This is a genomic window from uncultured Campylobacter sp., assembly GCF_938040115.1.
Lineage (GTDB): Bacteria > Campylobacterota > Campylobacteria > Campylobacterales > Campylobacteraceae > Campylobacter_A.
In genome coordinates, this window is sequence record NZ_CALHXD010000120.1 from 1 (window position 1) to 20,992 (window position 20,992).

22 protein-coding genes are annotated in these 20,992 nt (G+C 46.0%); 13 read left to right on the forward strand and 9 right to left on the reverse strand.

The annotated features are described in order from the left end of the window. On the reverse strand, nucleotides 1–683 hold a 683-nt coding region (locus Q0314_RS04565; protein ID WP_298057005.1), incomplete at its 3' end, for a tetratricopeptide repeat protein. 364 nt (nucleotides 684–1,047) lie between these two features. Between Q0314_RS04565 and Q0314_RS04570 the strand changes: the two genes are divergently transcribed. From Q0314_RS04570 to Q0314_RS04610, 9 genes are all read left to right on the forward strand, one after another. Then, the gene (locus Q0314_RS04570) at nucleotides 1,048–1,794 is read left to right on the forward strand and encodes a DUF4198 domain-containing protein (RefSeq protein ID WP_298057007.1); all 747 of its coding nucleotides are present in this window, start codon (nucleotides 1,048–1,050) and stop codon (nucleotides 1,792–1,794) included. Beyond that, nucleotides 1,795–2,382 (forward strand): cobalt transporter CbiM, encoded by a 588-nt coding sequence (cbiM, locus tag Q0314_RS04575; RefSeq protein ID WP_298057010.1) that lies wholly within the window; start codon nucleotides 1,795–1,797, stop codon nucleotides 2,380–2,382. Next, nucleotides 2,376–2,828: a hypothetical protein gene (locus tag Q0314_RS04580; protein ID WP_298057013.1), complete on the forward strand. Its 453-nt coding sequence runs from the start codon at nucleotides 2,376–2,378 to the stop codon at nucleotides 2,826–2,828. Before cbiM ends, Q0314_RS04580 begins: the two co-directional genes overlap by 7 nt. Then, on the forward strand, nucleotides 2,825–3,472 hold the full coding sequence (locus Q0314_RS04585) for a cobalt ABC transporter permease (protein ID WP_298057016.1): 648 nt from the start codon (nucleotides 2,825–2,827) through the stop codon (nucleotides 3,470–3,472). Before Q0314_RS04580 ends, Q0314_RS04585 begins: the two co-directional genes overlap by 4 nt. Continuing rightward, entirely contained in the window at nucleotides 3,469–4,119 is a 651-nt protein-coding gene (locus Q0314_RS04590) for an ABC transporter ATP-binding protein (protein WP_298057019.1), read from the forward strand. The genes Q0314_RS04585 and Q0314_RS04590 overlap by 4 nt, the downstream gene beginning before the upstream one ends. Nucleotides 4,120–4,228: 109 nt before the next feature. Then, on the forward strand, nucleotides 4,229–4,930 hold the full coding sequence (gene modA, locus Q0314_RS04595; RefSeq protein WP_298057021.1) for a molybdate ABC transporter substrate-binding protein: 702 nt from the start codon (nucleotides 4,229–4,231) through the stop codon (nucleotides 4,928–4,930). Nucleotides 4,931–5,070: 140 nt separating this feature from the next. Next, nucleotides 5,071–5,730 (forward strand): ABC transporter permease subunit, encoded by a 660-nt coding sequence (locus Q0314_RS04600; protein WP_298057024.1) that lies wholly within the window; start codon nucleotides 5,071–5,073, stop codon nucleotides 5,728–5,730. Nucleotides 5,731–5,874: 144 nt separating this feature from the next. After that, nucleotides 5,875–6,327: an acetyl-CoA carboxylase biotin carboxyl carrier protein gene (gene accB / locus Q0314_RS04605; protein ID WP_298057027.1), complete on the forward strand. Its 453-nt coding sequence runs from the start codon at nucleotides 5,875–5,877 to the stop codon at nucleotides 6,325–6,327. Continuing rightward, nucleotides 6,327–7,658, forward strand: coding sequence for an acetyl-CoA carboxylase biotin carboxylase subunit (locus Q0314_RS04610; protein WP_002948919.1), 1,332 nt, complete (start codon nucleotides 6,327–6,329; stop codon nucleotides 7,656–7,658). The genes accB and Q0314_RS04610 overlap by 1 nt, the downstream gene beginning before the upstream one ends. Nucleotides 7,659–8,780: 1,122 nt before the next feature. Here Q0314_RS04610 and Q0314_RS04615 read toward each other — a convergent pair. The 5 genes from Q0314_RS04615 to gltX all read right to left on the reverse strand — a co-directional run bounded on the left by Q0314_RS04615 (nucleotide 8,781) and on the right by gltX (nucleotide 13,068). Next, entirely contained in the window at nucleotides 8,781–9,047 is a 267-nt protein-coding gene (locus Q0314_RS04615) for a barstar family protein (protein WP_298057030.1), read from the reverse strand. Then, entirely contained in the window at nucleotides 9,044–9,574 is a 531-nt protein-coding gene (locus tag Q0314_RS04620) for a ribonuclease domain-containing protein (protein WP_298057033.1), read from the reverse strand. The genes Q0314_RS04615 and Q0314_RS04620 overlap by 4 nt, the downstream gene beginning before the upstream one ends. A gap of 225 nt (nucleotides 9,575–9,799) precedes the next feature. Beyond that, entirely contained in the window at nucleotides 9,800–10,426 is a 627-nt protein-coding gene (upp, locus tag Q0314_RS04625; protein ID WP_002948924.1) for a uracil phosphoribosyltransferase, read from the reverse strand. Further along, complete coding sequence (locus Q0314_RS04630; protein WP_298057037.1) at nucleotides 10,427–11,680, reverse strand: malic enzyme-like NAD(P)-binding protein; 1,254 nt, start codon at nucleotides 11,678–11,680, stop codon at nucleotides 10,427–10,429. Next, the gene (gltX, locus tag Q0314_RS04635) at nucleotides 11,677–13,068 is read right to left on the reverse strand and encodes a glutamate--tRNA ligase (RefSeq protein WP_298057041.1); all 1,392 of its coding nucleotides are present in this window, start codon (nucleotides 13,066–13,068) and stop codon (nucleotides 11,677–11,679) included. Before gltX ends, Q0314_RS04630 begins: the two co-directional genes overlap by 4 nt. Before the next feature lie 87 nt (nucleotides 13,069–13,155). Between gltX and Q0314_RS04640 the strand changes: the two genes are divergently transcribed. The 4 genes from Q0314_RS04640 (at nucleotide 13,156) to Q0314_RS04655 (ending at nucleotide 16,573) form a co-directional block, all read left to right on the forward strand. Beyond that, complete coding sequence (locus Q0314_RS04640; protein ID WP_298057044.1) at nucleotides 13,156–13,992, forward strand: peptidylprolyl isomerase; 837 nt, start codon at nucleotides 13,156–13,158, stop codon at nucleotides 13,990–13,992. 228 nt (nucleotides 13,993–14,220) lie between these two features. Next, nucleotides 14,221–14,658, forward strand: coding sequence for a DUF3137 domain-containing protein (locus Q0314_RS04645; protein WP_298057047.1), 438 nt, complete (start codon nucleotides 14,221–14,223; stop codon nucleotides 14,656–14,658). Between the two features lie 258 nt (nucleotides 14,659–14,916). Then, nucleotides 14,917–15,465: an NAD(P)H-dependent oxidoreductase gene (locus Q0314_RS04650; RefSeq protein ID WP_298057049.1), complete on the forward strand. Its 549-nt coding sequence runs from the start codon at nucleotides 14,917–14,919 to the stop codon at nucleotides 15,463–15,465. A 409-nt stretch (nucleotides 15,466–15,874) separates the two neighbouring features. After that, on the forward strand, nucleotides 15,875–16,573 hold the full coding sequence (locus tag Q0314_RS04655) for an MqnA/MqnD/SBP family protein (RefSeq protein ID WP_298057052.1): 699 nt from the start codon (nucleotides 15,875–15,877) through the stop codon (nucleotides 16,571–16,573). A 380-nt stretch (nucleotides 16,574–16,953) separates the two neighbouring features. Here Q0314_RS04655 and Q0314_RS04660 read toward each other — a convergent pair whose 3' ends face one another. The 3 genes from Q0314_RS04660 to Q0314_RS04670 all read right to left on the reverse strand — a co-directional run bounded on the left by Q0314_RS04660 (nucleotide 16,954) and on the right by Q0314_RS04670 (nucleotide 20,825). Beyond that, nucleotides 16,954–18,177, reverse strand: coding sequence for an ankyrin repeat domain-containing protein (locus Q0314_RS04660; protein ID WP_298057055.1), 1,224 nt, complete (start codon nucleotides 18,175–18,177; stop codon nucleotides 16,954–16,956). A gap of 265 nt (nucleotides 18,178–18,442) precedes the next feature. Beyond that, nucleotides 18,443–19,162 carry a formate dehydrogenase-specific chaperone gene (locus tag Q0314_RS04665; RefSeq protein WP_298057056.1) on the reverse strand — a complete coding sequence of 240 codons (720 nt, stop codon included), beginning with the start codon at nucleotides 19,160–19,162 and terminating at the stop codon, nucleotides 18,443–18,445. Further along, a complete protein-coding gene (locus Q0314_RS04670; RefSeq protein WP_298057059.1) occupies nucleotides 19,155–20,825 on the reverse strand; it encodes a 4Fe-4S binding protein in 1,671 nt (556 codons plus the stop codon). The genes Q0314_RS04665 and Q0314_RS04670 overlap by 8 nt, the downstream gene beginning before the upstream one ends. Nucleotides 20,826–20,992: the final 167 nt, after the last annotated feature.

The window sequence follows — 20,992 nt, forward strand, 5'->3', positions numbered from 1 at the left end:
TCTCCCCCATCACAAGCTTTTTGATAAAGCTGGGCTGCTTTTTGGTAATCTTGATTTACACCTTGACCATTGTGATATAAAAACCCTAAGTTAAAGCAACCCTTAGCGTCTCCCCCATCACAAGCTTTTTGATAAAGCTGGGCTGCTTTTTGGTAATCTTGATTTACACCTTGACCGTTTTGGTATAAAACCCCTAAGTTAAAGCAACCCAAAGCATCTCCCCCATCACAAGCTTTTTGATAAAGCTGGGCTGCTTTTTTGTAGTCCTGCCTTACTCCTTGACCATTTGTATATGAAATTCCTAAGTTATAGCAACCCGCAGCATATCCCCCATCACAAGCTTTTTGATAAAGCTGGGCTGCTTTTTTGTAGTCCTGCCTTACTCCTTGACCATTTGTATATGAAATTCCTAAGTTATAGCAACCCGCAGCATATCCGCCATCGCAAGCTTTTTGATAAAATTGGACTGCTTTTTGATAATCTTGTCTTAGCCCTTTGCCTTCCGCATATAAAGATCCTAAAACGCCGCAACTCAAAGCATTTTCCTCGTCACAAGCCTTCTGCCATAACTGGGCCGCTTTTTGGTAGTCGCCCTTGCTATAGGCTTCTTGCCCTGGCTCAAAAAGATTTTTTGAAAATCCAACAGAAAACAAAACGACGAGTAAAACAAAAACTCTTTTCATCTCTACTCCTTTATATATAAAATATCTAAATTCTATTTTGTCTTTTTTGGGCTTAGATTGTTATTAATTATTTTGGCTCGAGGTAAACTAAGCGGATTTTGTCTGCGACGTTATCATATCTAAATGCTTCTTTGCTATGTTTTGCCTACGAGAACGCGGTTTTCATCGCAACTTACCGGCGCTTATATCGGCATTAAATTTTGCCGAATAAATTTAAAACCCCTTTTTATTATTTTGTACAGTTATAAATAATACCAAAATATTTTTCTTATACTTTAAATATGATTTATCTTAAAGATTTAATAAATAATAAGCTTTGCGGGGGTACAATTTCGTTTAATAAATACCTTCAAAAGGAGCAAAAATGAAAATTAAGTCTTTGGCGCTTATGCTTTTAGGCGTTAGCGCTTACGCGCATTTTGGTATGGTCGTACCGTCAAATTCGACCGTGGACGACGAAAAAGAGGCGAATTTGCAGATTACTTACAAATTTACCCATCCTTTTGAGGGCGATATGATGAACCTGGTCCTTCCAAACGAGGCGGGCGTTTTTGTAAACGGCAAAAAAGAGGCGATAAAAGGCCTAAAAGAGCTAAAAGAGGATAAATTTAGCTACTTTACGGCTAGCTACGACGTAAAAGAGCCTGGCATCTATCAGTTTTATATGGATCCAAAGCCCTATTTCGAGCCTGCAGAGGATAAATTTATAAGGCATATAACAAAAACCGTCGTCGATGCCTACGGCTACGGTGAGGGCTGGGATAAACCGGCCGGGCTAAAAGCCGAGATAGTGCCGCTAACGCGTCCTTATGGGCTTTATAAGGGAAATTTATTTTCAGGCGTGGTTTATTATAAAGGAAAACGCGCCAAAAACGTAACCGTCGAGGTAGAGTACTATAACACCAAAGGGCTAAAAGCGCCGTCCGATGCCCACGTAACTCAGGTCGTAAACACGAACGAGCAGGGCGAATTTAGCTTTGCGATGCCGCTTGAGGGCTGGTGGGGATTTGCCGCTCTGATAGACGACGACCAAAAGATAAAACACGAGGGCAAAGAGTATCCAGTGGAGCTTGGAGCCGTCATCTGGGTGCAAACTAAAGAGTATAAATAAATGCACATTAGCGAAGGCGTTTTAAAACCCGAAATCATCGTGCCTTGCTCGGCTCTTTGCGTTGTTTTGGTCTCAAGCTTGATTTACAAGCTAAAAACGAGCGAGATACCCAAGGTAGCGGCCGTCAGCGCGATGTTTTTTATGGCGTCTTTTATCCACGTGCCCATCGGCATTACCTCGATACATCTCGTGCTAAGCGGCCTTGCGGGGGCGTTTTTGGGCGCAAACGCGGTCTTGGCTATTTTTATCGCGCTGTTTTTTCAGGCCTTGCTTTTTGGTTACGGCGGACTGAGCGCGCTTGGCGTAAATTTGCTCATTATCGCTTCTCCGGCGCTTCTTAGCCCATATCTTTTAAAGCTATCTTTTAAGCGATATAGGCCCTTTTTCTGGTTTTTGATAGGGTTTTTGCCTATACTTTGCTCTTCGGTTTTGCTCTCCTTGACGCTTGTTTTAAATGGCAAAGAGTTTGCGCCCGTGGCCGCGCTTGTTTTTACTTCAAATTTAGCCCTTATGGCGCTTGAGGGGATCATCTCGCTTTTTGCGCTTTCTTTTATTTATAGGGTTAAAAAGGATCTTTTGATTTGCTAAAAATACTTTTAATGATGCTTTTAGCAAGCTTCCTAAACGCGCACTCTCTGAAAGGCTTTGCAAAGCAAGATGGCGAATTTATCGAGATAAAAAGCTATTTTTACGGAAATTCCCCTTGCAAAAACTGCCCCGTAGCTTTTATAAAAGACGGCACCCAGATAGCAGGCGCGCAAACTGATGAAAACGGCTTTGCCAGAGCTAAAATCCCCGCAGATGAATTTGAAATCCTGATCGACGGCGGACTAGCGCACGAAAAAAGGATCAAATTTACCGCAAACAAAGACGAGCTAAAAAGCGCCGAAAGTAACGCGTCAAACGATGTATCAAAGGTCAAATTTGACGAAAGCGAGGAGGATTTTGGGGCTTACGCGCTTAAATTTATCCTTGCATTTGCCGGAATCGGGCTGTTTTTCGGCGGAATTTATCTGGTAAAAAGAGGCAAATGAACCTATCCGTTTTACTCGTTTGTTTTACTTTTTTTAGCTTCAAAGTCTCGCTTTCAAGCGCTACGGACGCCGTTTTCATCGCGCCCGTGCTTTTTTTGGCGATTTTAAATTTTAAAAATCTTTTTGAAATTTTAAAATCCGTTTTAAAACTAAATATTTTTATAATCTTAGTCGTCTTAAGCCTCGTTCTTTACGGAGAATACGCGCTTGCAAAGCTGATATTTATAAGGTCAAATTTGATCATACTTTTTGGACGGCTGGCTTTTTACGGAAGCGATTATTTTAGTATCGCGCTTGCGGTTTCGTCGCTAAATTTAGGCGACAAGCTAACGGCGATTTTTTATTTTAGCGCCAAATTTACGGCCGATCTTAAAACGATATTTTTAAGGCTAAAAAAGACTCTAAAAGTTCGAGGATTTGAGCCTAAAGCCTCGCTTTTTACCTACAAAATTTACGCAAATTTAGTCGCTATGCTTTTTTTGGAGGCGTTTTATAAGGCGAGCGTTCTTGAAAAAACCTTTGTTTGCAGGGGATTTGACGGCAAGCTTTACGGAGATAAAAGCCTCAAAATAAGCGTTAAAGACGCCGCTATAATCGCTTTAACGGCGTGCTGTTATATTTTTAGTTTAGGAGTCACGATATGAGCTGCACGATAAGCCTAAAAAACGTCTGCGCAAAAATAGGCGAAAGAACGCTTTTTGAAAATCTAAATTTAAACGCGACGCACAAGGATAAAATCGCGCTCATAGGCCCAAACGGTTGCGGTAAAAGCACCTTGCTAGAGATAATGGCGGGACTCAAAGCGCCTTGCGGCGGGCATATCGAGCTTTTTCACCATAAAATTTCAAATTTAGACGAGTACAAGCCGTTTCGCCGCGACGTGGGCTATCTTTTTCAAGAGAGCAACGATTGTTTTATCTGCCCGAGCGTGCGCGACGACGTGATGTTTTCGCTACTTAGCCGCGGCGAGGACGAGGACGGCTCTCGCGCAAAAGCTGAGAAAATTTTACGCGAGCTTGAAATTTGGCATCTAAAAGACGAGATCGTTTTTAACCTCTCCGGAGGCGAGAAAAAGCTCGTCGCGCTAGCTGGGATACTGGTGGCCGAGCCTAAAATTTTACTACTTGACGAGCCTACGACCGCGCTTGATGCGGATATGCAAAGAAGGATAGCCGCTATCTTAAAATCCCTCGACGTCACGCAGATAATCGTCTCTCACGACAAGGAATTTATAAGCGACGTAGCGAGCGCGATGTACCGCCTAACCAAAAACGGACTAGAGCCGATATAAAATATTTTTATTTATACTTCTTTAAAAAAGCTCCGAAAATAGCAAAATTTATCAATGTATAATGATATATTTCATAAAATTGATAAATTTTATTTCAAAGGAGAATTTTATGAAAAAATTACTACTTATTTCTATCGCGGCCGCGGTTGCCTTTGGCGGCGAAAATTTGCTCGTAGGAGCTGGCGGCGGATACAAAAAACCCGTCACTGAAGTGATAGAAAATCTCAAAAAAGAGGGCGTTCAGATCGAAGGCGCGTTTGCAAATTTGGGCCAAATCACTATCCAAGCAAAAGAGGGCAAGATGGCTGCGATCGTTGGCGACGAGGCGTTTTTAAAGAAAACCGACCTTGATATAAAAGGCTATGAACGCATCGGCAAGGGCGCTTTGGTGTTAGTCACGCCAAAAGGCAAGCAGATAAAAGACGTATCTGAGCTAAAAAATCTCGCCAAAATCGCGATGCCCGATGCCAAAAAAGCGATCTACGGCGTGAGGACGACGGAGTTTTTGAAAAGCTCAGGGCTAGAGGCCGATCTAGCGCCTAAGATGCTACCGGTCGCGGGCGTACCGCAAGTAGTCGCCTATGTCACGAACGGCGAAGTGGACGCGGGCTTTATCAACTCGACTGAAGCCGTGGCTAGAGAGGGCGAGTTTGGTAGCGTGATATATATCGACGAGGCGCTTTATAGCCCGGTTTTCATCTCGGCGGCCAAACTTCCGGCGTGCGAGGGTAACGAGGCGTGCGCTAAATTTATAGACGAGATAAAAACTCCTCGCTCGAAGGAAATTTTCGCTAAATTCGGGCTAAAATAATTTAAATCGAGGGCTTTTGGCTCGACCGAATTACTTTCAAATTTGACGTAAAATTTGCATCAAATTTGATTTAAATACTAAAATTTGCTCGCTAAATTTAACTCAAATGAAAAGCAAAATTTAACGAAAAAAGGAAAAATTTGCAGGAATTTACCTGGCTTATTCACCCGCTGCTTTTAAGCGCCAAAACGCTTGCCGTTACTTTTGTACTGCTTCTATTTTTAGGGCTTGGCGCGGCTTATTTTTTGGCGTTTTACCGCGGCAGATTTAAGGCTGTTTTGGAAGCGGCCGTGATGTTTCCGCTCATTTTTCCGCCGATTGCTACGGGATTTTTGCTGCTTTACGTCTTGGGGCGAAACGGCGTGATCGGCAAGGCGTTAAATTTACAGATTGTTTTTAGCTTTTCGGCGCTTGTTATCGCTTCGTTTTTAGCGGGCTTGCCGCTGTTTGTAAAGCCCGTTCAAAGCGCGCTTGAAAGCCTACCCAAAAGCCTAATCGAAGCGGGTCAAAGCCTAGGCAAAAATCGCTTTGAGATAGCTGCTTTTATCCTTATCCCAAACGTCTTTAAAAGCGTCGTTTCGGCTCTCGTTTTGGCTCTGGCTCGCGGTCTTGGCGAGGTCGGTATCACGCTGATGCTAGGCGGAAATATCGTGGGCAAAACCGACACCGTTTCGCTAGCTATCTATAATGCGGTTTACGACGGCGAAAACGGCCGCGCGCTCATTTTGAGCGTGATTTTGGTCGTGCTTAGCTTGGTGCTTTTTGGGTTTATAAATTTTCTAGAGCGAGCTAAAAAATAAATTTGCTATTTTAAACGCATAAAGCGACGAAGACTCCGAATTTAGCCCGAGCGTAAAAACAAAATACGGCTTTGCGAGTATAAATTCATTATTTTTTTGCTACAATAAGAAGTTTTGAACTTTAACTATTTAGGAGAAATTTCTATGAAAAAAGAAGACATAAAAGAGCTGATCGAGTTTTTTAACGACATGGATATGAACCGCATAAAGATAAAAAGCGGGGATTTTGAGGTCGAGCTTGAAAAATTCGCCGACTGCTGCGAGCTGCCAAAGCCCGTCGTCCAAGCTCCCGCCCCGACTCCGACTCCGGTAAACGTTGTGGTAAGCTCAGAGGTCAAAGCTCCTGCTAATTCTCCAAAAGACAGCATAAAATCGCCTATGGTCGGTACTTTCTACGCTGCTCCAAGCCCTGGCGCGGCGCCGTTTGTTAAAGTAGGTCAACGCGTGAGAAAAGGCGACGTCGTGGGCATCATAGAAGCTATGAAGATAATGAACGAGATCGAGGCCGAATTTGACTGTCAGATCACCGAGCTACTCGTTTCCGACGGCCAGCCGGTCGAGTTTGGCTTGCCGCTATTTGGCGTGGAGAAAATTTGATGGAAATAAAAAGAATTTTAATCGCAAATCGCGGCGAAATAGCGCTGCGAGCCTTGCGAACGATAAAGGAAATGGGCAAAGAAGCCGTCGTGGTCTACTCCACGGCCGATAAAGACGCGCTCTACGTCAAATACGCCGACGTGGCGATCTGCATCGGCAAGGAGCGCTCAAGCGACAGCTACCTAAATATCCCGGCCATAATCAGCGCGGCCGAGATCAGCGAAGCCGACGCGATATTTCCTGGTTACGGATTTTTAAGCGAAAATCAAAATTTCGTCGAAATTTGCTCGCACCACAAGCTAAAATTTATAGGCCCTAGCGTGGCCGCGATGGCGCTAATGAGCGATAAAAGCAAGGCAAAGCAAGTGATGCAGCGTGCGGGTGTACCGGTGATCCCGGGCTCTGACGGCGCGGTAGCCGACACCAAGGCCGCCAAAGAGCTAGCTAAAAAAATCGGCTATCCGGTCATCCTAAAAGCCGCAGCCGGCGGCGGCGGACGCGGCATGCGCGTGGTCGAGCGCGAAGAGGACATCGAAAAGGCGTTTTGGTCGGCCGAGAGCGAGGCGATGAGCGCGTTTGGCGACGGAACGATGTATATGGAAAAATACATCCTAAACCCGCGCCACATCGAGGTTCAGATCATCGGCGACAGCCACGGCAACGTCCTGCATATCGGCGAGCGCGACTGCTCTATGCAGCGTCGCCACCAAAAACTGATCGAAGAAAGCCCTGCAATACTACTAGACGAAGCGACGCGAGAGAGGCTACACGAAACCGCGATAAAAGCGGCAAAAGCTATCGGTTACGAGGGTGCGGGAACGTTTGAGTTTTTAGTCGATAAAAATTTGGATTTTTACTTCATCGAGATGAACACGCGCCTGCAAGTCGAGCACTGCGTGAGCGAGATGGTGAGCGGCCTAGACATCATCGAGCTAATGATAAAAGTAGCCCAGGGCGAGGCGCTACCGCCGCAAGAGAGCATCACGCTAAAAGGCCACGCCATCGAGTGCCGCATCACGGCCGAGGATCCAAATACGTTTACGCCAAGTCCAGGCAAGATAACAAAATACGTCTGCCCCGGCGGCCGAAACGTGCGCATGGATAGCCACATCTATCAGGACTACTCGATCCCGCCGTACTACGACAGTATGATCGGCAAACTCATCGTCTGGGACACCGATAGAAATAGAGCCATCCACAAGATGAAGGTGACGCTCGAGCAGCTCATCATCGGCGGCATCAAGACCACGCGCGATTTTCACATCGCGATGATGGAAAACCAAGACTTCATCGACAACAACTACGATACCAACTACCTCTCCCGCCGCTAAATTTGCGGCGCGGCGTTTTTGCCTTGCTTGCAGCTTTTAATCGGCCGTAAGCAAGGCGATCTAACTTTAAATTTATTACTATGGCGATAAAATTTTACTCAAAGCTTTTTGACAAGTGATTTTATTAGTAGCCGCGGTATTTGTCTTTTGTGTCATTTTAAAACTTGTCCGTAAGTTTTATTTGCCGCGCTTGCGGTAGTATCTTTTAAATTGGCGCACCTAAACCGCAAATCTTGCGTCTTTGCTTGCGATATTTAAATTTACATAAATGGTCGATTTTTGAAATGTATTTTGGATTTTAGGCGAGTAAGGAATTTGGCAAGAAAATAATTCGGATAAGTTTTTCGTGGTTGAAAATAATGTAAATTTAAAATCGAATTCGTCGGATATATATATTTTAAAATTCGCTACGCTATGATGTTATGCAGGCTTGGGTTACCAAGTGTAAATTTCGCTCCCAAAAAGCCCTTGCACTTTGCTTGTTGCTCGACGAAAACAGTGCCGGCTTTCTATTTTGGTCTATAAAAATTAGCGACTTTTTGTCTAAACCAAGGCGCATTTTTAAATTTAGCCTCGCTTTTTGGCTTTCTCTGCACTTTGTCACGCTTTTTTGCTCATGGTCATTTGCGCGCCTGCTATGCCAATATAGCCAGCTGAAATACCGATTTCTTAACTGTTAAACCGTGTAGCGTCACGCGCTTGCCTAAAGAGCTTTTTGTAAGCACGCAGTATTTCTGCGCACACAAGGTGCGACGAAGCTCGGCGCTAGATGATTTTATCAGCATTAGGCGACGGTTTTCTCTCTTTGGCTATTTTTATCGCACCGCGTAATGGTTTGGTATTGGCTACGGGTCGGCTCAGCAGAGTATCCGAGCATAAGAACCACGCAGCCGTTTGCGGAAATATATCCTCATAAAGCAGATTGGGTATTGCGGGCGATGGCGTCAGGTATAGCTTTTAAAGTCGCGTTAGTTATCAAAAATTTAGCTTTAATTTTTGGATTTGAAGCCGAATTTTGGACGATAAAATTCGGCTTCATTTCTGGTGATTTTACTTAAGGGACAAAAACGAGTTTAAAATCAAATTTTATCCACAGCTACGGTATCACGAGCGGCAACCAAATCAAGATAAAATCTCAAATTTTACCCGTTCGTTTTCCTCCGCAAGGTCGGTAAAAACGGCGATTAGATCGTCTGCATAGTCGCCAAGCGCGCTAAGAGCGGCGCGATTTTTTAGATTTATCAGAGTGGGTTCGTTTATCTCGCCTAAAGCGTCGTAAAGCGCGTCAAGGTTTTTTACGTCGGGATCAAGGCCGAATTTTCGTGCTAGATACTCAAAGGCTGCCGTTTTCTCGCGCATTTTCGCTCCGTTTAGAGTTATGGTTTTCACTGCTGTCTCCGCTCATAAAGTAGATAAAAGTTCTCGTAATGATCGGGCGTATAGTAGATCAGCCCGTCGCTAGAAAACACGATACGCTCGGCTCCGCGTCGCCCTCCGCGGTATCCGATATCGCACTCAAACCACTTTCGCCCGCTAGCTTCGGGTAGCCTTTTTTCTCTGTTTGAAAAGCGGTCGCCGCCGATGCTTTTTTTGTCTGTGACCTGCCATAGATTGCCGCTTTTAGCGTCCCATCCGAGCGCGAGCGCATCTTTTTTGGTGATAAAGTTTCGCGGCAATCCGCCAAATTTATAAATATACGCAGCAACCTCGTCTTTTGAGGTGTAAGTGCCGTCTTTTACGACGTTTGCGGTCGGTACGGCGGCTACGTTTTTGTTTGCGCCGTTTCCTCTAAACTCGCTTTGCGGTTGATTTTGTTTCGGGGCGGCCGAATTATACGGGATGATAAATTTAAACAGCGCCGCGAGTAGCAAAACAGCCAGCGGTAAGATGACGTTTCTAAGTAGTTGTTTGTTCAAAAAAGACCTTTTGGAATAAATTTGAAGCGCTCGCTTCGGGGTTAAATTTGACGTCAAATTTTACGGGTTAAATCCAAATTTGATAATGTCGCGCCGTAAAGACGAGAGTAAATTTACGCTAAATTTGACTAGACAAAAGCCGAATCTAACCGCATAAATCGCAGTCAAATTCGGCTAAATTTACGGCACAATTAAGCTAAATTTGCTCGTCCGAGTTCGTCAAATTTAAAGCGTATTAAACACCCTATCGCCAGCGTCGCCAAGGCCCGGCACGATGTAGTTTTTCTCGTTTAGTCGCTCGTCTATCGCAGCCGTATAGACCTCGACGTCCGGGTAAACCTCGCTAAAGCGCTTTAGCCCCTCGGGAGCGGCGATGATGGAGATAAATTTGATCTGTTTTATGCCATTCTCGCGTAAAAATTTAACCGCGTCGATAGCCGTACCGCCGGTGGCGAACATCGGATCGATGATGATGGCTAGGCGGTTTTTGGCGTCGCGAGGTAGCTTAGCGTAGAAAAACTCCGCCTCCGCGGTCTTTTCGTTTCGCTGAAAGCCCAAAAAGCCCACGCTAGCATCAGGAATGATCGTAAATACGCTATCAAGCATACCCAGCGCCGCTCGCAAAATCGGGCAAATCATCACCTTTGTCGCGAGCTTTTTAGCTTGGGCCTGGGCGACCGGAGTCTGCACGCTCACGTCGCGCAGCGCTAGATCCCTAGTCGCCTCAAATATCATCAGATGGCTGATCTCGTCCACGAGCATCCTAAACTGAAACGGCTCGGTGTTTTTATCCCTTAAAATCGCTAGTTTGTGCTCGATGAGCGGATGAGAGATGAGCCTGACGTTTTTCATTTACAGACCCTTTGCTAGCTTTTCTGTGTAGGCTTTTACGTCAAAATCCTTCACTCTAGCTACGCCGTCGTCGACCGCAGCTTGCGCAACCGCAGGAGCTACCGCCGTTAGGACGCGTTTGTCAAACGGTTTTGGTATGATGTAGTCTTTGCCGAATTTTAGCTCTTTTACGCCAAACGCCTCGCAAACCTCCGCAGGCACGGGCTCTTTAGCCAAATTTGCAAGCGCGCGCGCCGCAGCCATTTTCATATTTTCGGTGATTTTTTTAGCTCTGACGTCTAGCGCGCCGCGGAATATAAACGGAAAGCCAAGAACGTTATTTACCTGGTTTGGATAGTCGCTGCGGCCGGTACCCATCATCACGTCGTTTCGCACGCTAGCGACATCTTCGGGGAAGATCTCCGGAGTCGGGTTAGCAAGCGCAAAAATAATCGGCTCGTCGTTCATCGACGCGACCATTTCCTTCGTCACGACGCCAGGTTTGCTAAGACCCAGGAACATATCCGCGCCCTTCATCGCGTCCGCTAGCGTTCTATCTGCGGTTTCAAGGGCGAATTCGACCTTTTCAGGAGTTAGATCGGTGCGGCCTTTGTGGATCACGCCCTTACTATCAACCATAACGATGTGTTTTGCGCCCAGAGCCTTGTACATCTTCGCGCATGCGATACCAGCCGCGCCCGCGCCGCTAACTACGATTTTGATTTTAGAGATATCTTTGCCTGAAATCTCCATCGCGTTTATCATGCCGGCGCTTGTTATCATCGCAGTGCCGTGCTGATCGTCGTGCATGACCGGGATATCGACTGCTTCTTGTAGCTTGCGCTCTATCTCAAAGCACTTTGGAGCGCGGATATCTTCTAAATTTATGCCGCCGAAAGTCGGAGAGAGCGCTTTGCAGATCTCTACGATCTTATCGGGATCATGCTCGTCTAGCTCGATGTCAAAGGCATCTACGTTTGCAAATTTTTTAAACAAAACCGCCTTGCCTTCCATTACCGGTTTGCCGGCTACCGCGCCGATGTCGCCTAGACCGAGCACGGCCGTACCGTCGGTGATGACGGCTACTAAATTTGCTTTGTTTGTGTATTTGTAGGCTAGCTCGTTGTCGGCCTCGATCTGCTTGCACGGTACTGCAACGCCCGGCGTGTAGGCCATAGATAGGTCTCTAGCCGTCGCGCAAGGGGTTTTTACTTTTATCTCTATCTTGCCGCCCTCGTGATACGCGAGCGCCTCTTCGTTAGTTACGTGTGTCATTTGTTCTCCTTTAAAATATTTCTTATTCGTTTTTTCGTCTCGTCCGCGCCCAAAACTTCGAGCACCTCAAATATCCCCGGGCTTACGCTATTTCCAGTTAGCGCGACGCGAAGCGCCTGAGCTAAGTCTTTTAGCTTTAAGCCGTTTGCTTCTAAAAATTTACCCGTCATCTCCTCGTAGCCTTTGGCGTCTAAATTTTCGCCTAAAATTTCGGCAAATTTAGCCAAATTTTCCTTGCTTTCGGGCGTGATAAATTTAGCGTAGGCTTTCTCGTCGTATGCGCTTGGAGCGTTTATTATCGTCCTTGCGCTCTGGCTCATTTCAACTAGCGTTTTTGAGCGTTCTCGCAATGAATTTAACAGCACCTCGCCCTTTGGCATCGCTTTAAAATCTATGTCAAATTCAAGCATCTCTTTTGCCAGCCTCTCGTACGGCAGAGTCTTGATGTAGTGGGCGTTTAGCCACTCTAGCTTGCTTGCGTTATAGGTGCTTGAGCTCTTGTTTATATCGTGCGGATCGAAATACTTTAGCATATCGTCCATACCGAAAATTTCGTCGTTTCCGTGGCTCCAGCCTAGGCGCACGAGGAAATTTAAAAGAGCCTCAGGCAGATAACCCATGCGTTTATATTCCATCACGTCAGTCGCGCCGTGGCGTTTGCTTAGTTTGCTGCCGTCTTCGCCGTTTATCATCGCGACGTGGTAAAATTTTGGCGCCTTAAAACCAAGCGCATCGTAGAGTACGATTTGCTTCGGGGTATTTGATAGATGATCGTCGCCGCGGATGACGTCGGTTACGCCCATTAAAGCGTCATCTATCACGACTGTAAAGTTATAGGTCGGAGTGCCGTCAGAGCGCGCGATGATGAAATCATCCAGGATATCTTCGACTCTAAATTTGACCTCGCCTTTGATGCCGTCGTCGATCACGATCTCGCCGCTTAGAGGCGCTTTGATACGTATGACGGGCTCGACTCCCTCAGGCGGAGTGCCTGTAAATTCGCGGTAGCGATTGTCGTATTTGGGCCTCTCTTTTCTCGCTTCTTGCTCGGCGCGCAGAGCGTCTAGCTCGTCCTTGCTCATGTAGCATTTATAGGCTTTGCCCTCGGCTAGCAGCTTTTGTACGTACTCTTTATACACGTCGAATCTACGCGACTGATACGTCACCTCGCCGTCGTGATCCAGCCCGCACCAGGCAAAGGCCTCTTTTATCGCTTGCGTGGCCTCCTCGGAGTTGCGTTTTAGGTCGGTATCTTCGATACGCAGCAGAAATTTGCCGCCGTTTGCTCTAGCGTATAAGTAGTTATAAAGCGCCGTCCTAAGCCCGCCGATGTGCAGATATCCGGTCGGAGAGGGGGCAAATCTAGTTACTATTTGTGAATTTTGCATTAAATTTTACCTTTATAGCTTGCGCTTAAATTTAAAATGTTATAATGCTCAAATTATATTTACTTTAGACTTAAACAAAGGTTTTATATGTTAAAAAAGATCTCATTCGCCGCGTTTTTTCTCAGTTTTTGTATGGCTAACGCGAGCCAGATCTCAAACGGCATAGCCGTCATCATCGAAAACGAACCCATCACCGTAAACGAAGTGCGCAAAGCCGCCGCGCAGCTGCAAACAAGCGAAGCTAACGCGCTAAATTTACTGATCCGCGATAGGCTCGAAACCGCACAGATCAAAAACCTAAAAATCGAAGCCAGCGACTACGAGCTAAATCAAAGGCTACAAAAGATCGCAAGCGAGAGCGGTATGAGCGCCTCAGATTTACGCTCGGCCGTGCTATCAAAGGGCGGCGACTACGCGCAGTTTAAAGACGACGTCGCAAAGACTATAAAACAAGAAAAGCTATATCAAAGCATATTTGCCGACGCTAAAATCAACATTTCAGAAAACGCCGCGAGAGCGTATTTTGAGCAAAATCGCGACCTTTTCGCGCACTTTACCGACGTGAGCGTGACTAGATACGTGGCGCCTTCGATGCAGCTTTTAGAGGCCGCCAGACACAGCTCCCCGATGAACACCAACCACAGCGTGCACATGGACGTGATGGATCTAAAAAGCGAGCAGATCCCGCCTCAACTACGAACGATATTTCAGCAGACCCCGGACGGCACTTTTACTCAGATTTTCCAGACTCCCGAGGGCTTTGAGATGTTTTACGTAGCGTCTAAAAAGGGACAAACGATGCCTGAATTTGACGAGGTCAGAGACGAGGCGATGAACGCGCTTTATAAACTCGAGCAAGACCGCGTCATCGGCGAATACTTCAACAAACTCCGCGCCAAAGCTAACGTCAAATATCTACGCTAAACTCAAATTGAGCGCAAATTTAAGCCGATTTGATTCGGCTTAATTTCTTTTATTTTCGGTCAAATTTGACCGATTTTTCTTTAAATTTATTTGCTTACTCGCCAAGACCCGCACCTTTACGACATAAATTTATCTCCAAACGATATCAAATTTAATCTCACGAAGTCATGGATACCATAAGCTACGATAGGCTTTCACTTTCTGAGTAATAGTTTTATGTGGGAAGCAATGAAATACACACAACCTTTTAGCGGCTCGGTCTTGGTCTGTGAGTTTTACAAGAAATTTAACGGTCAAACGATAGTCGCGAGTCGTACGCTAAATACTAAATTTTTAGGCGAAAAAGAGCAGATGGACGATACTCTTTTTAACGATGAATTTAGAGTTTTTACGGATGACAAAGTCGAGGCGAGGTATCTTTTGACGCCCGCATTTATGGAGCGCTTGAGAGAGTTAAAGATAAAATACACCGCAGAGATGGGCGTGAGCGCGACGTTTATGGACGATAAATTTTACCTATTTTTAAACGGAGCGGAAAATAAATTTGAAACAACTATCTTTTCGCTACCGCCTAGCCTTTATGACGTAAAGCAGATAAAAAAGGAAATTTCAGAGCTTTTATCTATCATAGACGAGTTAAATTTAAACCTTGATATTTTTAAGTGAGGGCAAATTTGACGGCTTAGATGATTGGGGATTTTGCAGATAAATTTGAGCGAGAATTTACGGCCGTACCATCTAGTGTCTTACTAGTTAAAATTTAGCCGCTCGCCTTAACCCGTTTTTAGGCTTTTGATGATATAATTTCTCAAAAATAAGACTTTTGCGGTTTGAGGAGAGTTTAAAAATCAGCAAATTTAATCAGCTTAAATTTAACGTCCCAAAAGCGCAAATGCTCTAAAATTTATCAAAAAAGGAGCCAAAATGAAAACGCTAGTAGTTTTATCTCACCCGAATTTCGCCGCCTCTCGCCTAAATAAGGCGCTGGTAAGCGCCGCTAAAAGCGCGGGCGCCGAGGTTCGCCACCTAGAGGGACTTTACGGCACCGACGCCCTTAAAATCGACGTCGCAGCAGAACAGGAGGCGTTTTTGCGCGCCGATCGCATCGTGTTTTTGTTTCCGATGATGGGCTTTAACGTGCCCTCCATGCTAAAGGCCTACATCGACTACGTGCTTAGCCGCGGCTTTGCCTACGGCGAGGGCGCGAAGATCGCTGGCAAACAGCTGCAAATCGCCGTGAGCACGGGCGGCGGGCTAGGCGAATACTCCAAGCACGGCACGATCAAATTTAGCCTAAACGAGATTTTGCTGCCGCTTCAGTGCTGCGCGGACTTTTGCGAGCTCGTTTACGGACGGATTTTTGCTAGCTGCGGCGTGGAGCCGGGCGTGCCTGATAGTGCGATAGAGGCGCATGCGGCGAGATTTACGAAACTCTTAAACGACGAGCTTGAAGAGCACGAATATCAAATTTAACGAAGCAAAATAGCGCGCTTGCGGGCTTAAATTTGCGTTGCTAGCGGCGATTTCCTGCGCGGAGTCGCCGCTTTTTCAAATTTAACCGCGTAAAATGCCTGCTTGGGCTCCCAAACAATGCGAGCGACTCGGCGTATCGCGGAGGTTTTGCGTTATGGCCTTTGCGACGCGAGCTAGCTTTTTGCCTCTTGCTAGGCGGCTTAACCCGCGCCTTTACCGTGCTTTGCTTTATTGTGGGCGTATTTTGCGGCGCGATTTGGTTAAATTTGTGTTATCGCACTAAAGCTCGCGACTGTATCTTTTGCCGCGAGCGATGATTTTAGTTTTATGAAATTTTTACGCATTAGGATTTGGCTTTAAATTTTGGTCATTTTAAAACGGGGCAAATCCTTATAAATTCGGAGTTTTTATGATTTTTGGCAAGATTGATTATCTAAATTTGCTTCCTTTTCACGTATTTTTAAAGCGCTCGCGCCTAAGCTCGCAGGATAAAAAAATCATCGAATTTAAAAAGGGCGTGCCAAGCAAACTAAACCGCGATCTGTGCTGCCGCAGGATCGACGCCGCCGTGATCTCTAGCATCGAAAGCGGCAAAAAACGCTACAAAAAGGTGAGCCTGGGCATCGTAGCTAAGGGCGACGTCAAAAGCGTGCTCGTGCGAAAGGGCACCGCCGCGCGCCCAGATCCTGCGTCTGCGAGCTCAAACGCGCTAGCCGAAGTACTGGGGCTTGAGGGCGAGGTGCTCATCGGCGACCGCGCGCTAAAGGCGTATTTGCGGGAGGGCGAGGAGGCGTTTTACGACCTTGGGCGGGCGTGGCGCGATCGGACGGGCTTGCCGTTTGTTTTCGGGCGATTTTCCTGCGTAAAGGGGCGCGGCGCGTATGAGCGGCTAGCGCGCGAGTTTTTGCGAGCAAATGTCAAAATCCCAAACTACATCCTCGCCAAATACGCCCAAACTAGGGGCATCAGCGCGGATGATATCAAATGGTATCTCAAATTTATCAGCTACGAAATCGGCGCGAAGGAGCAAAAGGCGCTGCGGATATTTTTCAAAGAAGTGCGAAAAAACGGACGCACGGCAAAGCTTTTGGCGCGAGACGAGAAGTAAGCGCAAATTTACTCTAGCGCGCTACTTTTAAAATTTGCCTTTTTATCTCGGGCAGTTTTCGCGGTCGCTTCAAACGCCGTAGTTTAGAGTTGAATCCGCCGCACAACGCTAAATTTTAACCACTCTAAGCGACGTATTTTTTAGAAGCTAACAAGATTTAGTCAAATTTGAAATTTGACGGGCAAATTTACGTCCGTTCTCGTCAAATTTCGCCTGCTTAAATTTTAAATTTGCGCCGCCGCGAGCTCAAATTTTATTCGGTCAAATTTATATTTTAGCTTCGTCTTTGCGCCGAGATTATTTACTTCAAATTCGAGCCAGGGCTAGATTTGCTTCGGTTGCTATCTACGTAAATCACCTTGGTCGGATCGTCTTCAAAACTACTTGTAAAACTTGATATAGAACTCATTTTTTTTATTATCATTTGCCCAGTCGATAAATTCTCTAATCGTAAAAGTAGAATTTTCGTCTGGACAATGTTTTTCATAATGATTAATTCTTAGTTTTTTCCTAAAGTTAAAAAATACGGGATTTACTTTTGTAGGAGTTTCGCCTTGACTTATTGTAATTTCATCTAATCTTTTTTTATTATATTCGTAGTGTTTATAGAAATTTTTATCTATCTGATTTTCTTTATAGCACTCCTCATACGCCTCCTTTAGCTGCTCCTTAGTTGGAGCATTAGGGAGGTCGTATTTTATAAATACCTCAAGCATAGGTTCGTAGTTTTCGTAGTTACCTAGATATGCCCAGCCGCTTAGCTGTAACGGTCTATTTTTCTCTTCGTCTTTTATGCCTTGTAGTCCGCTTCCCATTTTAAACTCTTTGGGTTTATACCCCGTGCTTAGCATTAGTTCTGCCATTTGGGATAGCTTTTTTGAAACTACGTATTTAAACGGCTCAACTTTATCTTTCGTGCATCTCTCGACGCAGGCCGGATTATTTATGTCGGTATCGGGGTATTTTGGATCGACTTTATAGTTTATTGTTATGTTGTCGTCGTCTATCGTGAGCGTTGATATCCATTCGTAGTTATCTTTCGAGTCGAGTATAAAATAAGCCACATACTCCACCTCTTCAAATTTAACCCCTTTTTCTAGTAGTATCTTGGCGGTATCAACAGAGTTTAACATAATGGCATAAGCCATAGGAGATAGACCGAATCTATCTTTAGCCCTTATATCGGCTCCTAAATTTATTAGAGCATTAGAGGTATTTACGTCGTTTCTAAAAGAGCTATACATCAGCGGAGTTCTTTTGTCTCTCATGCTCACATCGGCGGTTAGGTTGTTATCTTTTATAAATTTAACTACGAAATCGATATCTTTTCTATCAAGAGCGGCCCTTAAAGGTACTAGCGTAGCGTTTTTCTCTTTATCACAAACTATATCGGACGAACCGAATCCAAACGCCTCTATCTCCTCTTGCGTTACGTATTTAGCTAGCTCGGAGTTTGGATCTATTTTAGTATCGGGAGTGACGGTAAAACCAGTCGGCATAGAGCTCGAACCAAATTTACCAAATTTAACTCCCAAAAAAGAAAGGTAAAAGAGGATAGCAGCAAAGGCGGCGATGGTGAATATAGATTTAAAAAAGCTTTGCAAATTTGATCCTTTTGCTCATGACTAAATTTACGAAATATTAGCCAAAGGGCGGTTAAATTTGAGTGAAATTGGACGGGAAATTTGGAAAATGCGGGAGTAAATTTGGGCGGGTTAAAGAGACTAAAAAATCGCGCCGAAAACGGATGGGTTTATCTCGTCAAATTTAAAGCGCAAATTTGACGAGAAAACGGCCGCGCGGGCGATCCCGCCTGGTCAAATTTGCCTGCCGGCACGAGCCTAGCAAGCAAATTTAAGCTCGCAAGCCTCAGTCGTCGAACTCTTGCGAGATGACGGGCGAGAACTCCTCCCAGCGGAGTTTTGTTTTGGCCGTAGGCATCTTGCTTTGAAACGGCTCTTTTTTCATCGAGGCTACCGCAGCGCTATCGCCGATCGGCGCAGGAGGCGCCTCCACGCCTAGCACCGCGCGCTCAAGCTCGATAAAATCGCGCAAGATAACCGCGTAAGAGGCGAAAAAGTCCGCGTTTTTGTGAGCGGATAAAAATCTGATAAATTCGTCGATAAATTTGTTCGTAACGTCCGTAAATAGCTTGCTGCTGATATTTGCCGCACCCGCTGCTTCGTCGCGCAAAAAGGTCGCCGTGGCTAAAAATATAAATCCGACGTAGTCCTCGCTGTCCTTGCAGGCCTCTTTGTCCCTGCGGTACGGGCTTAGCTTCAGACACTCGATCACGCGCAGCCTAGCCGCGCCGTCGTCGCGTCCGTCCTCGTAAAACGAGGCGTTTAGCGGGATATTTGAGTAAGAAAAGTCAAAAAGCACGTCGTTTTGCTCTCTGGCGAATTTCTCAAAGTCAAATTTAGCCAAATTTGCAAACGCGGCTTCGCTCTCCGGCGTAACCGGGCTAGTCGCTAGGTAGGCTAGCTGCTCGCGCCAGCGGTCAAATTTACCGCCGTGCTCGTGAAAAAACAGCGGATAGGCCAAAAACTCGTAAAAATACGCGCGCGCCTTGGTTAAGTTATTATCCATTTAAAACCTCTTCTTTCATTTGATCCATTTGCGCTTTTATCATCACTTTGGCTTTGCAGTCCGAGCAGCAATAAAGCGTCTTTAGCTTGGCTTTGTCGCCGTTAAATTTAGGCGCCATGATTGCGGCGATCTTTTCGACGGCCTTTTTGGTCGCAAACTCCTTGCCACACTCGATACAGGCGAAAAGCTCGTCTCTGGCTAGCTCGCTAAAGGTAAAGAAACTAGGCTCCAGATCGATCTTGCCCGGGCGTAAAAATATCGTGTCTTTTTCCGCGCAGCTAAGCTCGCAGTATCCGCACGCGGTGCAGACGCTCGGGTTAAAGACGATGGAATTTGTCTTTTTATCCGCGACCAGCGCAGCGACGTTGCAGGCTCCCACGCAGCTTAGGCACAGCGTGCAGGTGTCTTGATTTATCTCGACGCGGCCGTATCTGATGAGCTCGGTGGTGCTAACCGAGCCTAAATTTTGATCTCCGACTAGCCACTCTAGGCGTTTGGCGAAAATCTCGCGCTTTGGCATGGCGTACTCGGCGATGGAGTGCTGCGAGCCCTCGATAAATTTAGCCTGAGATAGGGCGCTTTTTAGCTTGTCTTCGTTTTGCGCGACGAGGACGGCTTTTTCGTTAAATTTGAGCTCGTAAATTTGATTTAAAATATCCACCGCGTCTTTGGTGCCTTTGCCGATATTTTGCTCGTAGATCACGACCTGCGCGCCGCTTTCTTGAAGCAATGTAAGCAGATGCGTCTCGCTCAAAAATCTCTCGCCGCTCACGGCAAAAGGAAGCACGTTTGCGGGTAAATTTACGCTTAAGTTTTCTAAATTTGCCTTTGCGGGTACGACGAGGGCGATCCGGCCGCGGTATAGTTTGGCTATCTGGGCGAATGAATTTCTTGGCATATCGGAGTAGTCAAGCGCGCCGCTAGGGCAGACGCTCACGCAGCCGCCGCAGTTTATGCAGTCGATGTGGGAGAAAACTAGGTGCTTAGTTTCGTCCTCTTTTAGGATCGCTACCGTAGGGCAGGCCTCGACGCATCTGCCGCAGATCTCGTGTCTGCGCTCGTGGTACTGGCAGATCGTGGAGTCGTAGTGGACGTGGCTTTTAAATTTAAATTTCGGGCTTTGCGCGTCTAGCTGCGCGGCGATTTCCTCGTCGCTTTTGCCCGCGATCTCGTAGCAGCCGCTTTGCTTTAGCATGTATTCGCGCGCGTTTTCTACGAGGAAAAAGTCGCAGTCCACCTCAAACTCGCCGTCTGGGCGCAGCACTAGCACGCTTAGCTCGCCTGCGGCTCCGTAGATAAATTTGATCTCAAAATGCGTCAGCTCGATTGTTTTAAAGCCTTTAACCTTTAGCAAATTCGCCAAATTTTCGCGGCCGCCGTTGCTAACGATCACGACGTTTTTGCCGACGGGTTTTTCGTAGTCGATGTCGCGCGCTAGGTCAAAGGCGCTAGCTCTTGCCTCATAAAGCAAAAGCGTGTTTTTGGCCTTATCTAGCACCGAGTCTGCGGTATTTTTTAGATAAAAATTTATCTCCGGCGCTACGACGCTTGCCTTTAGTTTGGGCGAATTTGAGACGAGATACTCGCCTTCGCCGTTTATCTCGATCTGCTCGTTTAGCATCAAATTCTCGTCAAAATCGTTGTAAAAACCGAATTCTTTCATGATTTTCTCCCCGCGCTACGCGTTATCAAAATTGAGCGCATTTTAATACTAAAGGCATTAATAGGCTCTGAAATTTTACATTTATTTTTTTTAATAAGATTAGATTTATCCAAATTTATGCTAAAATCGCGCTTGGTAACACAAATTTACTAGGAGCGAATTTGAAC